General features: G+C 71.3%; 12 protein-coding genes and 1 pseudogene. 6 read left to right on the forward strand and 7 right to left on the reverse strand.

The window, feature by feature from the left end; translation table 11 throughout:
* Nucleotides 1-215 precede the first annotated feature (215 nt).
* Genes ABZ990_RS26910 through miaB form a run of 3 tightly spaced genes read right to left on the reverse strand, consistent with a single transcriptional unit; the run spans nt 216 to nt 2,827 of the window.
* Nucleotides 216-923, reverse strand: coding sequence for a hypothetical protein (locus ABZ990_RS26910; protein WP_361236697.1), 708 nt, complete (start codon nt 921-923; stop codon nt 216-218).
* A gap of 26 nt (nt 924-949) precedes the next feature.
* Nucleotides 950-1,255, reverse strand: coding sequence for a hypothetical protein (locus ABZ990_RS26915; RefSeq protein ID WP_361236700.1), 306 nt, complete (start codon nt 1,253-1,255; stop codon nt 950-952).
* A 51-nt stretch (nt 1,256-1,306) separates the two neighbouring features.
* A complete protein-coding gene (gene miaB, locus ABZ990_RS26920; RefSeq protein ID WP_361236703.1) occupies nt 1,307-2,827 on the reverse strand; it encodes a tRNA (N6-isopentenyl adenosine(37)-C2)-methylthiotransferase MiaB in 1,521 nt (506 codons plus the stop codon).
* 448 nt (nt 2,828-3,275) lie between these two features.
* Here miaB and ABZ990_RS26925 point away from each other — a divergent pair, with 448 nt between their 5' ends.
* Nucleotides 3,276-4,274 carry a TAXI family TRAP transporter solute-binding subunit gene (locus tag ABZ990_RS26925; RefSeq protein WP_361236706.1) on the forward strand — a complete coding sequence of 333 codons (999 nt, stop codon included), beginning with the start codon at nt 3,276-3,278 and terminating at the stop codon, nt 4,272-4,274.
* An 89-nt stretch (nt 4,275-4,363) separates the two neighbouring features.
* Here the strand turns inward: ABZ990_RS26925 and ABZ990_RS26930 are convergent, their stop codons facing one another.
* The gene (locus tag ABZ990_RS26930) at nt 4,364-5,797 is read right to left on the reverse strand and encodes a HAMP domain-containing sensor histidine kinase (RefSeq protein ID WP_361236710.1); all 1,434 of its coding nucleotides are present in this window, start codon (nt 5,795-5,797) and stop codon (nt 4,364-4,366) included.
* A 21-nt stretch (nt 5,798-5,818) separates the two neighbouring features.
* Nucleotides 5,819-6,523, reverse strand: coding sequence for a response regulator transcription factor (locus ABZ990_RS26935; RefSeq protein ID WP_361236713.1), 705 nt, complete (start codon nt 6,521-6,523; stop codon nt 5,819-5,821).
* 406 nt (nt 6,524-6,929) lie between these two features.
* On the opposite strand from ABZ990_RS26935, the gene ABZ990_RS26940 reads away from it, so the two are divergent.
* The 5 genes from ABZ990_RS26940 to ABZ990_RS26960 all read left to right on the forward strand — a co-directional run bounded on the left by ABZ990_RS26940 (nt 6,930) and on the right by ABZ990_RS26960 (nt 12,618).
* Nucleotides 6,930-7,715, forward strand: coding sequence for an amino acid ABC transporter ATP-binding protein (locus tag ABZ990_RS26940; protein WP_361236716.1), 786 nt, complete (start codon nt 6,930-6,932; stop codon nt 7,713-7,715).
* A gap of 288 nt (nt 7,716-8,003) precedes the next feature.
* Nucleotides 8,004-8,921, forward strand: coding sequence for a glutamate ABC transporter substrate-binding protein (locus tag ABZ990_RS26945; protein ID WP_361236719.1), 918 nt, complete (start codon nt 8,004-8,006; stop codon nt 8,919-8,921).
* 131 nt (nt 8,922-9,052) lie between these two features.
* Entirely contained in the window at nt 9,053-9,700 is a 648-nt protein-coding gene (locus tag ABZ990_RS26950; protein ID WP_361236722.1) for an amino acid ABC transporter permease, read from the forward strand.
* Nucleotides 9,697-10,611, forward strand: a complete 915-nt coding sequence (locus tag ABZ990_RS26955; RefSeq protein WP_361236725.1) for an amino acid ABC transporter permease — start codon at nt 9,697-9,699, stop codon at nt 10,609-10,611. Before ABZ990_RS26950 ends, ABZ990_RS26955 begins: the two co-directional genes overlap by 4 nt.
* A 189-nt stretch (nt 10,612-10,800) precedes the next feature.
* Nucleotides 10,801-12,618, forward strand: a complete 1,818-nt coding sequence (locus tag ABZ990_RS26960) for an FAD-dependent monooxygenase (RefSeq protein WP_361236728.1) — start codon at nt 10,801-10,803, stop codon at nt 12,616-12,618.
* Between the two features lie 162 nt (nt 12,619-12,780).
* On the opposite strand, the gene recX is transcribed toward ABZ990_RS26960, so the two are convergent.
* Both recX and recA read right to left on the reverse strand, forming a co-directional pair.
* Complete coding sequence (gene recX / locus ABZ990_RS26965) at nt 12,781-13,608, reverse strand: recombination regulator RecX (RefSeq protein ID WP_361236731.1); 828 nt, start codon at nt 13,606-13,608, stop codon at nt 12,781-12,783.
* Nucleotides 13,499-14,608, reverse strand: a pseudogene (gene recA, locus ABZ990_RS26970) (recombinase RecA); the annotation flags it as partial. The gene recX and the pseudogene recA, both read right to left, overlap by 110 nt.
* Nucleotides 14,609-14,678: the final 70 nt, after the last annotated feature.

Below are 14,678 nucleotides of genomic sequence, written 5' to 3' on the forward strand. Positions count from 1 at the left end.
CTCTCCCTCCGGTCGTGTGCCCGAACCGGCCGACGTGCGGACCGTCGGCCTCGTTCCGCGTCCAGCATGGAACACCGGATGACTTACGTCGGCGGCCACGGCCGTCCGCCGTTGTCACGCGCGCGTTCCCCGGGGCACGCGCGCGCGTGTGGTGCGGGTCGACGCCCACGGGGGTCAGCTCGTACGGGTCAGCCGTACGGGTCGGCTTGTCCGGGTCAGCTCCAGGTGGCGACGACGTACCCGACCCCGTAGGGGGCGTCCTCGTACAGCAGCCGCCCCGCGAGGTCCGTGCCCTCGGCGGCGCCCGCGAGCACCTGCCAGGGGGCCCGTCCGGCCGCCTTCAGCTCACTCCCCAGACCGGCGTCCAGTGCCAGCAGAGCGGCCGTGTCGGCCGTACCCAGCGCCCGCGCGGCGGCCGCGTCGAATGCCTCGGCGCGTTCGTCCAGGTAACCGGGCGCCTTGACCGTGCGGCAGGCGCTGCCGTCACCCATGACGAGCAGGGCGACCCGCTCCGCCGACCCGGCGATCTCCCGTCCGGTCTCCGCGCATCGGACGGCCTGCGCCGACTCCGCGACGCCGAGCCCCTCCACCGGGGCGCCGGACCAGTTGGTGTGGCCGAGCAGCCAGGCGGCGACGGAGAGCGAGGCGGGCAGCGGACGCTCGCCCCCGGACCCGCTGCCGAGGCGTACGGACAGATCGACTCCGAACGCGGCGAACGAGCCCGCCGAACCGCCCGGGAAGCCGCCCCGCGCGCCCTCGACAGCGGGGCCGACGACCACGAGCCGGTCGGGGCGGGCGGCGGCGAGCACGCCGAGCGCGTCGGAACAGGCCGTACGCGCGTCGGCGAGCTCCGACGCGGCACCGGCCGCGACGGCGGGCACGAGGAGCGGGGGGCAGGGACAGACGGCGGCGGCGACAAGCATGATCCGCAGCCTACTGCGCCAGGGCGCTACCAGGCCGGGTGCCGGTCCTTTGGCGTTCCGTCCGGCTCGGCCGAGTCGTACACCAGCTCGGCCAGGCTGAGGACGGTCTCTGTAGCGGACACCCTCCCCTTCACCCGGACGAGATAGCTGTCGCTCTCGCCCATCCGGTACACCTGACGCCGCTTCTCCCGCATCGGCCCGCGGAAGGTGAGAGCCACCTGCCGCAGTGCCTCCTCGGCCTGCTCCCGGTCGCCGGTCACTTCCGCGACGAGATCGGTCCTGTAGGGGTCGGCTCCAGTGCCGTACCTCGCCACGATGAGCCAGTGCCCCATGCGGTCCCCCCGCTGATGAGTGAGTGGTGCACGCGTGGGTGTACGCGTGCGTCAGTGACTCCCGCACGCCGGCGCGTCCGCCACCGGCAGCGGCTCCGGGACGCCGATCTTCGGCAGACCCAGCAGCACCCCGGCCGGCTTCGGCTCGGGCGCGGCGGTGCGCTTCTCCCAGGCGTCACCCGCGCGGGTGCGGCGCACGGCGGCGACCGGGCCCTCGGCGAGGAGGTGGTGCGGGGCGGCGTAGGTGATCTCGACGGTCACGACGTCGCCGGGGCGCACGTCCTCGTCGGGCTTGGTGAAGTGGACGAGCCGGTTGTCGGGAGCGCGGCCGGAGAGGCGGTGCGTCTCGCCGTCCTTGCGTCCCTCGCCCTCGGCGACCATGACGTCGAGGGTGCGGCCGACCTGCTTCTTGTTCTCGTCCCAGGAGATCTCCTCCTGGAGGGCGACCAGGCGCTCGTAGCGGGCCTGCACGACCTCCTTGGGGATCTGGTCCTCCATGGTGGCGGCCGGGGTGCCGGGGCGCTTGGAGTACTGGAACGTGAACGCGCTCGCGAAACGGGCCTCGCGCACCACGTGCATGGTCTGCTCGAAGTCCTCCTCGGTCTCGCCGGGGAAGCCCACGATGATGTCGGTGGAGATGGCGGCGTGCGGGATGGCTGCGCGCACCTTCTCGATGATCCCGAGGAAGCGGTCCTGGCGGTACGAGCGGCGCATCGCCTTCAGGACGGTGTCCGAGCCGGACTGGAGCGGCATGTGCAGCTGCGGCATGACGTTCGGCGTCTCGGCCATGGCGGCGATGACGTCGTCGGTGAAGTCGCGCGGGTGCGGGGAGGTGAAGCGGACCCGCTCCAGGCCCTCGATGTCGCCGCAGGCGCGCAGCAGCTTGCTGAAGGCCTCGCGGTCGCCCATGTCGGAGCCGTAGGCGTTGACGTTCTGGCCGAGCAGGGTGATCTCGGAGACGCCCTCGCCGACCAGGGCCTCGATCTCGGCGAGGATGTCGCCGGGCCGGCGGTCCTTCTCCTTGCCGCGCAGCGCCGGGACGATACAGAAGGTGCAGGTGTTGTTGCAGCCGACGGAGATCGACACCCAGGCGGCGTACGCGGACTCGCGGCGGGTCGGCAGCGTCGACGGGAACGCCTCCAGCGACTCCGCGATCTCGACCTGTGCCTCCTCCTGGACGCGGGCGCGCTCCAGCAGGACCGGCAGCTTGCCGATGTTGTGGGTGCCGAAGACCACGTCGACCCAGGGGGCCCGCTTGACGATGGTGTCGCGGTCCTTCTGGGCGAGGCAGCCGCCGACGGCGATCTGCATGCCGGGGCGGGCGGCCTTCTTCGGCGCGAGGTGGCCGAGGTTGCCGTAGAGCTTGTTGTCGGCGTTCTCGCGGACCGCGCAGGTGTTGAAGACCACGACGTCGGCATCGCCGTCGGCGGTCTCGGAGGCCCGTACGTAGCCGGCGTCCTCAAGGAGGCCGGAGAGCCGCTCGGAGTCGTGGACGTTCATCTGGCACCCGTAGGTGCGTACTTCATAGGTTCGCTGGACGTCCACTGTCTGGCTCCGGTCGCTGCTGGTCATGCGACAAGGGTATGCGGTGCCGGGCGCTGCCCCGTCCGGAGCGGCCGGGCGGGGGCGGGGCCGCTCCGCGGGACCGGCGTACACCGCGCGGCGCGCCCCCGGTACGACCCCGGTGCGGTCCCGATACGACGCCGGTGCGGTCCCGATACGACCCCGCCCGGGCAGCTCCTCCGCCGAGCCGGGGTTCGTCAGGTCGGCCCCGGCGCCTCGGCCGTACGCGGGGCCGGACCCCCGCTTTCCGCCGTCCTCCCGCAAGCCCGTCCGTCCGTGTGAACGGGCGGGCGGGCGGTATCACGGGCTGACGAAATCCGGCCATGTCGCCACCCTCACATCGGGGCCGTACGGCCCTTCTCATCAGGGCATATGCCACTTCGATCACCCGCCCCGCCCACTACCTCCCTCCGTCCCACCCTGGTCAGAAACGGGGCCCGGCTGGCAGGATCGCCAGGTGTTCGCCTCCCTGCCCCGTTCCGTCCGCCGCCGCGTCCTCCCTCTCGCGGTGGCGCTTCTGGCGCTGGCCGGACTACTGGTGGGATGGCTGGTTCCTTTCGGTTCGAAGTCGCCGAGCGGGCACATCACCTTCAGTACGGGCGTCCCCACGGGCGTCTACCAGCGGTACGGGGAGCTGCTCCAGCAGGCCCTCGACCGCGATCTGCCTCATGTCTCGATATCCCTGACGAACAGCGAGGGGTCCCAGCAGAACCTGGCTCGGCTCGCGTCCGGTGAGGCCGACTTCACCGTGGCGACAGCGGACGCCGTGGCCCAGTACCAGCGGGACCGCAAACCCGGCTTCGAACGGCTGCGCGGCTGCGCCCGGCTGTACGACGACTACATCCAGCTGGTCGTCCCCAAGGGCTCACCCGTCCAGTCGGTGGCGGATCTGCGCGGGCTGCGCGTCGGCGTCGGCCAGTCGGGATCGGGGGTGCGGCTGATCGCCGACCGGGTCCTCGCGGCGGCCGGGCTCACCCCGGATGTGGGCATCACACCCGTCCCGGCCGGCATCGACACGATGCCGAGCCTGCTGGAACGCCGCGAGATCGACGCGTTCTTCTGGTCGGGCGGGCTGCCCACCCAGGCCGTCCAGGCACTGTCCGAGCGGCTTCCGGTACGGCTGGTGCCGCTGGACGCGGCCCTGGCGCGGAGCCTGCACGACGTGGGCGAGTCCACCCGCTTCTACCGCACGGCGGTGATGCCGGGCGACGCCTACGCGCTCGCCCAGAACGGCAACCCGGTGGAGACCCTGGCCGTGGCGAACATCCTCGTCACCACCGACGCGGCCGACCCCGACCTGGTGGAGGGCTTCACCCGCACGGTGATCGGCAGCCGGGACGGGATCGGCAGCAAGGTGCACCCGGCCCAGCTGGTGGATCTGCGGACCGCGATCTACACCGAGCCGCTGCCGCTGCACGAGGGCGCACAGCGTTACTACCGCTCCGTGAAGCCCTGAAGCCCTGAGGCCTTGAGGCCTTGAGGCCCGGAAACCCGGAAGCCCCACAACCAGGCACCCACGAAAACCCCTGAGCCCCCTGCCCCGGACTACTCCTGCTCCCCGTCCGCTCCCCCGGGAAGCTCGCCGCGCGGATCCTCCCTCGGGACGCGGACGGTGACCTTCAGACCGTGCGGCGTGTGCGGGGCGTACGCGATCGTGCCCTCGCCCGCCGCGAGCAGCACCCGCGCGATGGACAGACCGAGCCCGGAACCGCTGATGTTCTGGTGCCGGCCGGAGCGCCAGAAGCGGTCGCCGACCCGCTCCAGTTCCTCCTCCGTGAGACCGGGCCCGTGGTCGGCGATCTCGATCTCGACGGTCCGGCCGTCCTGTGCGAGCCGGGTGACGACGGTGACGTCCTCACCCTCCGGGGTGAACTTCAGCGCGTTGTCGATCACCGCGTCGAGCGCGCTGGAGAGCGCCACCGGGTCCGCCCAGGCCGCCAGGGCCGCGAGGTCGGCCTCGATCCGTACGCCCTTGTCCTCGGCGACCGGACGCCAGGAGGCGACCCGTTCGGCGGTGAGCGCGCCGATGTCGGTGAGCCGCAGATCGGCGGCGGTGTGCTCGGCGAGGGCCAGGTCGAGCAGGTCGTCGAGCACCCGGGCGAGCCGCTTGCCCTCGGTGCGGACGGAGGCGATCTCCTCGTTGTCCTCGGGAAGTTCGAGCGCGAGCAGCTCGATGCGCAGCAGCAGCGCGGAGAGCGGGTTGCGCAGCTGGTGCGAGGCGTCGGCGACGAAGGCCCGCTGCTGTTCGAGGACTTCCTCGACGTTGTCGGCCATCTCGTTGAAGGAGCGGGCGAGGCGGCGCAGTTCGGGCGGGCCGCCGGCGGCGGCGACCCGGGAATTCATCCGGCCGGTCGCGATGTCGTGGGTGGCGGCGTCGAGGATCCGCACCGGGCGCAGCACCCATCCGGTGAGCCGGAAGGCGGCGCCGACCGCGAGCAGCATGGCCGCGACCTCGCCGACGAAGATCAGCAGCCAGCCGTGCAGGACGCGCGCACGCAGTTCGCCGGTGGGCGAGTCGGTGACGACGACGGCGACGACATCGCCGTCCCGGACCACCGGGGAGGCGATGATCAGCCGCGCGTCGCTCTGCCAGGGCCAGACCTGCGGCGGGTCGTGGCTGCGGCGGCCGAGCAGGGCCTCGTTGAAGGCGCGCCGGCCTTCCCCGTCGTAGGGGACGACCCAGTCCTCGGGCGCGGCGGCCATGGCGCGGTTGTCGCGGTAGAAGATGCCGGCCCGGATGTCGTACACGTCGTGGTAGCTGGCGAGTTCGCCGCTCAGGGTGGTGCGCCGCTCGTCGGGCCCGAAGCGGCGCTCGCTGACGAACTGGGCGAGCGCGGCGAAGCGGGCGGCGTCGTCGAGCCGGTCGACGACCACCCGCTGCTGCTCGGCGGCGGCGTTCCCGGCGGCCAGCGGGAAGCCGAGGGCGAGCAGCACACCGGCCATCAGGACGATCAGCAGGGGCAGGAGTCGGGTGCGCACGGGCGGGCCGGGGCAGGGTGGTTACGCGGCGGGCGCGACCAGGCGGTAGCCGACGCCCCGCACGGTCTCGATCAGGGCGGGCAGGCGCAGCTTCGAGCGCAGGGAGGCGACATGGACCTCCAGCGTGCGGCCGGTGCCCTCCCAGTTGGTGCGCCAGACCTCGCTGATGATCTGCTCGCGGCGGAAGACCACGCCGGGCCGCTGGGCGAGCAGCGCCAGCAGGTCGAACTCCTTGCGGGTGAGCGGGACGGTGTCGCCGCCGACGCTGACCCGGCGGGTGGGCAGCTCGACGGTGACGTTGCCAAGGCGCAGCACGCCCTCGTCGGCGCCCGTCCCGGCCTCCTCGCCGGTGGTGCTGCGCCGGCTGACGGCATGGATCCGGGCCAGCAGTTCGCCGGTGTCGTACGGCTTGACCACGTAGTCGTCGGCGCCCAGGTTCAGGCCGTGGATCCGGGACCGTACATCCGAGCGGGCGGTCACCATGATCACGGGGGTGCTGGTGAGCTTCCGGATCCGTCCGCAGACCTGGTAGCCGTCCTGGTCGGGCAGGCCGAGGTCGAGCAGGATCACCCCGAACGAGGGGCGCTCGCCGTGCGCGGCGGGCAGCACGGCCTGGAGCGCCTCCTCGCCGTTGCGGGCGTGGGTGACGGAGAAGCCATGGCGGGCGAGGATCGCGGAGAGCGCGGCGGCGACATGGTCGTCGTCCTCGACGAGCAGCAGTCTCATGGGCCCTCCTTCGTGCCTCGGGGTCGCTCGGGTGCACGCCCCTGGGATGGGTGCGCGGTACTGGGCGGTGACGTCGGGCATATGCCCGGCCGAATCCATGGACAGCCCGGCATATGCCCGGCCGCCCCGCGGATGCCACGCGGCGTCCCGCGGGTGAACACCCGCGGCGTGCGATGGACATCTGTCTACCAAGGCATGAACGCCGATGGTGGCGGTCTCCGTCAAGCCTTCCCCTGTTTTTCCGTTGTTTCCGTTATGCAGCCGGTACGCCACAGCACATCCTCTTCACACAGAGTGCCCGTTTGCGACCGGATCGTTATCCTCAAACTTCGCTCAGATGTGATGACTCCGCTCCCATCTGCTCTCTAATGTCCTCCCCAACCGAGCAGGACGGAGCGATAAGCCGATGAGCAATGTGTCAGTGACCAAGGGTGTGAGGGACGCCGTGCCGACCGCGGACGAGCTGGTCGTGCTCTCCGACGTGAACAAGCACTTCGGCGCGCTGCACGTGCTCCAGGACATCGACCTGACGATTCACCGCGGCGAGGTCGTGGTGGTCATCGGTCCGTCCGGGTCCGGCAAGTCCACGCTGTGCCGCACGATCAACCGCCTGGAGACCATCGACTCCGGCAGCATCACCATCGACGGGAAGCCCCTGCCCCAGGAGGGCCGGGAGCTGGCGCGACTGCGGTCGGACGTCGGCATGGTCTTCCAGTCGTTCAACCTCTTCGCGCACAAGACCGTGCTCGAGAACGTGATGCTGGGGCAGATAAAGGTCCGCAAGACCGACAAGAAGGAAGCCGAGACCAAGGCGCGCGCGCTGCTCGACCGGGTCGGGCTCGCCGCCCACGCGGACAAGTACCCGGCGCAGCTCTCCGGTGGTCAGCAGCAGCGCGTGGCCATCGCCCGCGCGCTGGCCATGGGCCCGAAGGTCATCCTGTTCGACGAGCCGACCTCGGCACTCGACCCGGAGATGATCAACGAGGTCCTGGAGGTCATGCAGCAGCTGGCGCGCGAGGGCATGACGATGGTCGTCGTCACGCACGAGATGGGCTTCGCCCGCTCCGCCGCCAACCGCGTGGTGTTCATGGCCGACGGCCGGATCATCGAGCAGGCCTCCCCCGAGGAATTCTTCAGCAACCCGCGCAGCGACCGCGCCAAGGACTTCCTGTCGAAGATCCTGCACCACTGAGTCCCCGGCCCCGCGCCGTGCCGCCGCACCGGCGGTACGGCGACGAGCCGAACCGGCGCCGCGACGCGCCCGCGCGGCCGACGCCCCGGCGTACCGGCACACCGACACAACGGCGTACCGACGCACCCGGAGCATCGAAGCCCCGGCCCGCCGGCGTCACCGACACGCTCGGCACAACCGGCGTACCGGCACTTCGGCGCCGCCTCCGGCAGCGGAAAACTCTCCGCCGCCGTACGCGACTTGCCGCACACTGACGATCGACTACCCACGACTTGAGGGATGTTCACGATGAAGCTCCGCAAGACCGCGGCCGTGGCCGTTGCCGTTCTCGCCCTCACCGCGACCGCCTGTGGCGGCAAGGAGGGCTCGGCCGGCGACAAGCCCGCCACGAAGCCGGGCGACTCCGCCGCCCCGCAGCTCCCCACCTACACCGTCGCGAGCGGTGTCAGCCTCGACTCCGCGACCTTCAAGAAGGCCAAGGAGCGCGGCAAGCTGATCATCGGCTCCAAGGCCGACCAGCCGTACCTCGGCTTCGAGGACCAGGCGACGAAGAAGCGCTCCGGCTTCGACGTCGAGATCGCCAAGATGATCGCCGCCGAGCTCGGCTTCTCCGAGGACAAGATCGAGTGGAAGACGGTCGACTCCAAGCTCCGTGAGACCGCGATCGCCACGGGTCAGGTCGACTACTACGTCGGCACCTACACGATCAACGACAAGCGCAAGGAGCAGGTCGGCTTCGCGGGCCCGTACTACAAGGCCGGCGCCGACCTCCTGATCCGCAAGGACGAGACCGGGATCACCGGCCCGGAGAGCGTCAAGGGCAAGAAGGTCTGCTCGATCACGGGCTCGACCCCGCTCCAGGAGATCAAGAAGCCGGAGTACGGCGCGCAGACGATCGAGCTGGGCAAGTACTCCGACTGCGTCCAGCAGCTGCTCACCAAGCAGGTCGACGCCGTCACCACCGACGACTCGATCCTCAAGGGCTACGCCGCCGCCAACTCCGGCAAGCTCAAGGTCGCGGGCAAGCCGTTCACCGAGGAGCCCTACGGCATCGGCATGGCCAAGGACGACAAGGTCCTGCGCGGCAAGGTGAACGACATCCTCGAGAAGTTCGAGAAGGACGGCACCTACAAGAAGATCTACGAGGCCACCCTCGGCCTCTCCGGCTCGGCCTACACCGCGCCGCCGGCGATCAACCGCTACTGATCCGCCACCGCGTGAGCGCCCCGTAGGCCCTTCCCCGCCTCGGGGCGCCCCGCGCCCCCTCCGGCCCGCGCGCCCTCGCCCGCGGGCCCGCTGTCCGTAAGCCCGCCGCCGACCGCCGACGCGGAGTCCTCATGAATGTACTGCTCGACCATTTCGCGGAATTCCGCGACGGGTTCATAGGAACCGTCGAGATCACCGCCATCAGCTCGGTCATCGCGCTGGTCCTCGGCATCGTCGTCGCCGGCTTCCGGGTCTCCCCCGTCCCCCCGCTGCGGTTCTTCGGCACCGCCTGGGTGACGCTGCTGCGCAACACCCCGCTGACGCTGCTCTTCCTGATCTTCTTCTTCGTCGTACCGGAGATCCTCTTCCCGGGCATGAGCCCCTTCCTGCTCGGCTCGCTCGCGCTCGGCTTCTACACCTCGTCCTTCGTGTGCGAGGCCGTCCGCTCCGGTATCGGCACCGTGCCGCTCGGCCAGGCCGAGGCCGCCCGTTCGCTGGGCATGTCCTTCTCGCAGACGCTGCGGCTGATCGTGCTGCCGCAGGCCACCCGGACCGTGCTGCCCCCGCTCAGCTCGATCTTCATCGCGCTGACCAAGAACTCGGCCATCGCCGGCGCCTTCAGCGTCACCGAGCTCTTCGGCTGGCAGACGCTGATGAGCGAGCAGGGTTACGCGATCGCCCCGATCTTCGCCTGGGTCGCCGTCGCCTACCTCGTCGTCACCTTCGCCATCAGCGGACTCTTCCGGGTCCTCGAGCGCAACATGGAGGTCGCCCGATGAGCGCCAGCGTTCTCTTCGACGCGCCCGGCCCGAAGGCGAAGGTCCGCAACCGGATCTACGCCGTCGTCGGCACCCTCGTCATCATCGCCCTGCTGGGCATCAGCATCTCCCGGCTGAGCGCCAAGGGGCACCTCGCCCCCGAGATGTGGGACATCTTCAACTACTCGGGCATCCGGCAGAACATCGCCGACGCCCTCGTCGCCACGCTGAAGGCCTTCGGCCTCGCGGCGGTCGGCTCCCTCGTCCTCGGTGTGCTGCTCGCCGTCGCCCGGCTCTCGGACCACAAGCCGGTCCGCTGGGCGGCCACCGCCTTCGTCGAGATCTTCCGCTCGCTGCCGCTGCTCATCACCATCTACGCGGTGTGGGTCGGCTTCCTCACCGACTACTCGATGTGGGCGCTCGCGCTCGGCCTGTCGATCTACAACGGCTGTGTCCAGGCCGAGGTGCTGCGGGCCGGTGTGAACGCGGTGCCGCGCGGCCAGCGCGAGGCGGCGTACGCCCTCGGCATGACGAAGACGCAGGTGATGATCACCGTCCTGCTGCCGCAGGCGATCCGGGCCATGCTGCCGACGATCATCAGCCAGCTCGTGGTGACCCTCAAGGACACCTCGCTCGGCTTCGTCATCCTCTACCCGGAGCTGCTCCAGACCGCCCGTCTGATCGCCTCCAACACGCTGGTCAACGGCCAGTACCCGTATGTGTCGACGATCGTCGTCGTCGGCACCATCTACATCGCGCTGTGCCTCGCCCTGTCGGGCCTCGCGACCTGGATCGAGAAGCGCGGCCGCCGGGCCAAGACCGGTATCGCCGTGGCCCACGCCGGTGCCCCGGGCACCGAGGCGGAGCCCGCCGGGGCCGACGCCCCGACGAGCGGCGGACCGGCCGACGGCGGCGGCATCGCGAAGATCTGACGGCATGTGACATCATCCGGGGGCAGTGGCGAGCGCCGCTGCCCCCATTCACTTGACGCGCGCATCCCCAGTGGGTTGCATACGTTCTGTGATCAAGTTCCGGGCCCGCGCCACCCTTCGCCGTGCTTCCCGCACGGCCGTACGGTCTCGGATCGTACGCCGCCCCCGCACCTCGTCGGGAGAAGCCCCGTGGAGCCGGTGATCATCGTGGGCGCGGGGCCGGTCGGCCTCGCGCTCTGCCTCGCGCTGGCCGCGCAGGACGTACCGAGCGTCGTCCTCGACGAAGGCTCCGGCACCGAGGAACCCCGTCCCGCCCGTACCGTCGTCCTGCGCGCCGACATGGCCGCGCTGGTGGAGCGGCTGGGTTGCGCCACCGTGCGTGACGAGGGGGTCCGCTGGGTCGGCTGGCGCGCCATGCGGCGCGGCCGGCAGACCCGGAACGTACCGCTCGACCTCGGCCTCGGTGGCGTCATCGCCGGCGAGGAGGGCCTGCCGGGCGACGCGGCGGGCCCGGCCGCACCGCTGCACATCCCCCAGCACTCCCTCGCGCGCGGTCTGCGCGACGCCGCTGCCCGCCACGACCTCGTCACTCTCGTCCCCGGTTCCCGGGTCGACATCATCGAGCAGGACGAGCACGGGGTCAGCGCCCACACCAGGGGTCCCGACGGGACCTGGTGGCGCGGCACCCATCTGGTCGGCTGTGACGGCGCCCGCTCCATCGTGCGCAAGCTGCTCGGTGTCCGCTTCCCCGGGCGTACGGCGGTGGAGCGGCACGCGGTCGCCGCGCTGCGCACCGAACTCCCGTGGGCGGGCGAGGCCCTGCTGCATCGCCGGCCGCCGTGGCGGAACGCGGGCGAGGAGATCGCGGCCCGGCCGCTGCCCGACGGGCTGTGGCGGATCGACTGGCTGCTGCCGTCGCGCGGCGATCTGGTCACGCCCGACGCGCTCGTCGGCAAGATCCGCGACACCCTCGCGGGCTGGTGCGAGGGGGAGACCCCGCCGTACGAACTGATCGACACCGGCGTCTACACCGTGCATCACCGGCTGGCCCGGCGCTGGCGGGCGGACCGGGTGCTGCTCGCGGGGGACGCCGCGCATCTGCTGGGCGCGGTCGGTACGCAGGGGGTCGACGAGGGGATGCGGGACGTCGACAACCTGGCCTGGAAACTCGCCCATGTCTGGCACCACCCGGACACCTCGGAGACCCTGCTCGACAGCTACCAGAGCGAGCGGCGGGCGGCCGTGGCCGGTCTGCTGCGCGCGGCCGACCAGGCGCTTCCGGTGCTGCGCGGCGGCGGAGGGCTGCGCGGCCATCTGCCGGGCGGCGGGCACCGGCACGACGTCCTGCTCACCGACGGGCATCTGGGGCGCGGCCCGCTGGGCGCGCTGCCCGCCTATCCGCACTCCCCGCTGGCGCCCGAGCCGTCCGCGGGCCGGATCCCGGTGGACACGCCGGACGGGGCGCCGGTCGACGACGTACGGGTCTCGGCACCGGACGGAACGACCGTACGGCTGCGCGACCGGCTCGGCCGGGGGCAGCTGCTGGTGCTCCTGGTCGCACCGGGCACCGGGGTGTGGGAGCGGCGGCACTGGGTGAGCGCGGGAGTGATGCCGCAGCTGGCCAAGGCCGTGAACGAGCTGCCCATGCCGGCCGAACTGCTGGTCACGGACGGCTATCCGGGCGCTCCCGCGCACGCGGTGCTCCTCGTCCGGCCCGACGGGCATCTGGCGGCCGCGTTCAATGGAGTGCTCCCGGAGGAACTGCACGCGGCGGCCGAAGCGGTACGGGGCGGCGACCCCGAGGCCGAGACCACCGAACCCACCGAGACCACGGACGGGGACTCCGACGCGGACCCAAACACAGCGGACGACGCGGGTGCCGACGACATGGCGGACGACGAGGGCCACGGCGACGAAGCAGAGACGGGGCGCGGAGGCCGGCGCGGGAAAATACGCCGGAAGACGCGCGCGAAGGACCGCGAGGACGTGGCGGCGGACGCCGGCTGACGTCCCGGGGAGCCTGCTGCCCCCGGAGCGAGCGTCCCGTTCGGGGAGCGCGCCGTCTCCCGAGCGGCCGGGTCCACGGGATCGGCTGGACCGCCCGGCCCGTGAAGGAAGCACCGAGGGTTCGCCCCGGCGGACGGGCGGACGACAGACGGCGGGCAGGACCTAGAAAGGCTCTTCGAGCCCCTCGGTGTCCTCGCCCTCTTCCTCCAGGGCCTGGCGTACCACCCGCAGCGCCATGCCCTCCGGGTATCCCTTGCGCGCGAGCATGCCGGCGAGTCTGCGCAGCCGCTTGTCGCGGTCGAGACCGCGGGTGGCGCGCAGCTTGCGGTCGACGAGTTCGCGGGCGCGGACCTCCTCCTGGTCGGAGTCGAGCCGCTCGACCGCCTCCTGGATCACCGTCGGATCCACGCCCTTGGTACGCAGCTCACGGGCGAGTGCCCGACGGGCGAGGCCCCGGCCGTGGTGACGGGAGTCGACCCACGCGCCGGCGAACGCGGCGTCGTCGATCAGCCCCACGTCCTCGAAGCGGGACAGCACCTCCTCGGCGATCTCGTCCGGGACCTCGCGCTTGCGCAGGGCGTCGGCGAGCTGCTTGCGGGTGCGCGGGGTCCCGGTGAGCAGGCGCAGGCAGATCGCCCGCGCCCGCTCGGCCGGGTCCTGGGACGACAGCGCCTTCTCGGCCCTCGACGAGTCGGGGCTGTCGTCCGGCCATTCGGTGCGACCGGTCACCGGGTCAGCTCTTGGCCGCGGTGGCCTTGGTCGCCTTGGCGGTCTTGGCGGAGGCCGGGGCCGCCTTGCCCGCCTCGTCCGCGCCACCGGCCGCGTCCGCGCCCGGCTCGGCCGAGGGCTCCTCGGTCCGGACGCCGACGCCCAGCTTGTCCTTGATCTTCTTCTCGATCTCGTTGGCGAGGTCGGGGTTGTCCTTGAGGAAGTTGCGGGCGTTCTCCTTGCCCTGGCCGAGCTGGTCGCCCTCGTACGTGTACCAGGCACCGGCCTTGCGGACGAAGCCGTGCTCCACGCCCATGTCGATCAGACCGCCCTCGCGGCTGATGCCCTGGCCGTAGAGGATGTCGAACTCGGCCTGCTTGAACGGGGGCGCGACCTTGTTCTTGACGACCTTGCAGCGGGTGCGGTTGCCGACCGCCTCGGTGCCGTCCTTCAGGGTCTCGATGCGGCGGATGTCGATGCGCACGGAGGCGTAGAACTTCAGCGCGCGGCCACCGGTCGTGGTCTCCGGCGAGCCGAACATGACGCCGATCTTCTCGCGGAGCTGGTTGATGAAGATCGCGGTGGTCTTGGACTGGTTGAGCGCGCTGGTGATCTTCCGCAGGGCCTGGCTCATCAGACGGGCCTGGAGACCGACGTGCGAGTCGCCCATCTCGCCCTCGATCTCCGCGCGCGGGACGAGCGCGGCGACGGAGTCGATGACGATCAGGTCGAGGGCGCCGGAGCGGACCAGCATGTCGACGATCTCGAGGGCCTGCTCGCCGTTGTCCGGCTGGGACAGGATGAGGTTGTCGATGTCGACGCCCAGCTTGCGGGCGTACTCGGGGTCGAGGGCGTGCTCGGCGTCCACGAAGGCGACCTGGCCGCCGGCCTTCTGCGCGTTGGCGACGGCGTGCAGGGTCAGGGTCGTCTTACCGGAGGACTCTGGGCCGTAGACCTCGACGACACGGCCACGCGGCAGGCCGCCGACGCCGAGGGCGACGTCGAGGGCGGTCGATCCGGTCGGGATGACCTCGATCGGCTCCCTCGGGCGCTCTCCCATGCGCATGACGGCACCCTTGCCGAATTGCCGTTCAATCTGTGCGAGCGCGGCGTCGAGCGCCTTCTCGCGGTCGGTTCCTGCCATGGGTTCCACCCGGTTTGCTTGAGTCGATCGCTTCATGTGAAAGACGCTAACCCCTGCCACTGACAATGGGCCCCGACGTCTCTCCAGCCTGTGGATAACTCGGCGACAACCCCGTGATTCCAAGGCTCCGGCACCCATGAGAATAGATGTTCGATTTTCGTGTCAAGCGCACCGCGCCGGGCGCGCCGCCGCCGGAGGGCGGGGTTCC

This window comes from Streptomyces sp. NPDC046203 (assembly GCF_040646255.1).
Taxonomy (GTDB): domain Bacteria; phylum Actinomycetota; class Actinomycetes; order Streptomycetales; family Streptomycetaceae; genus Streptomyces.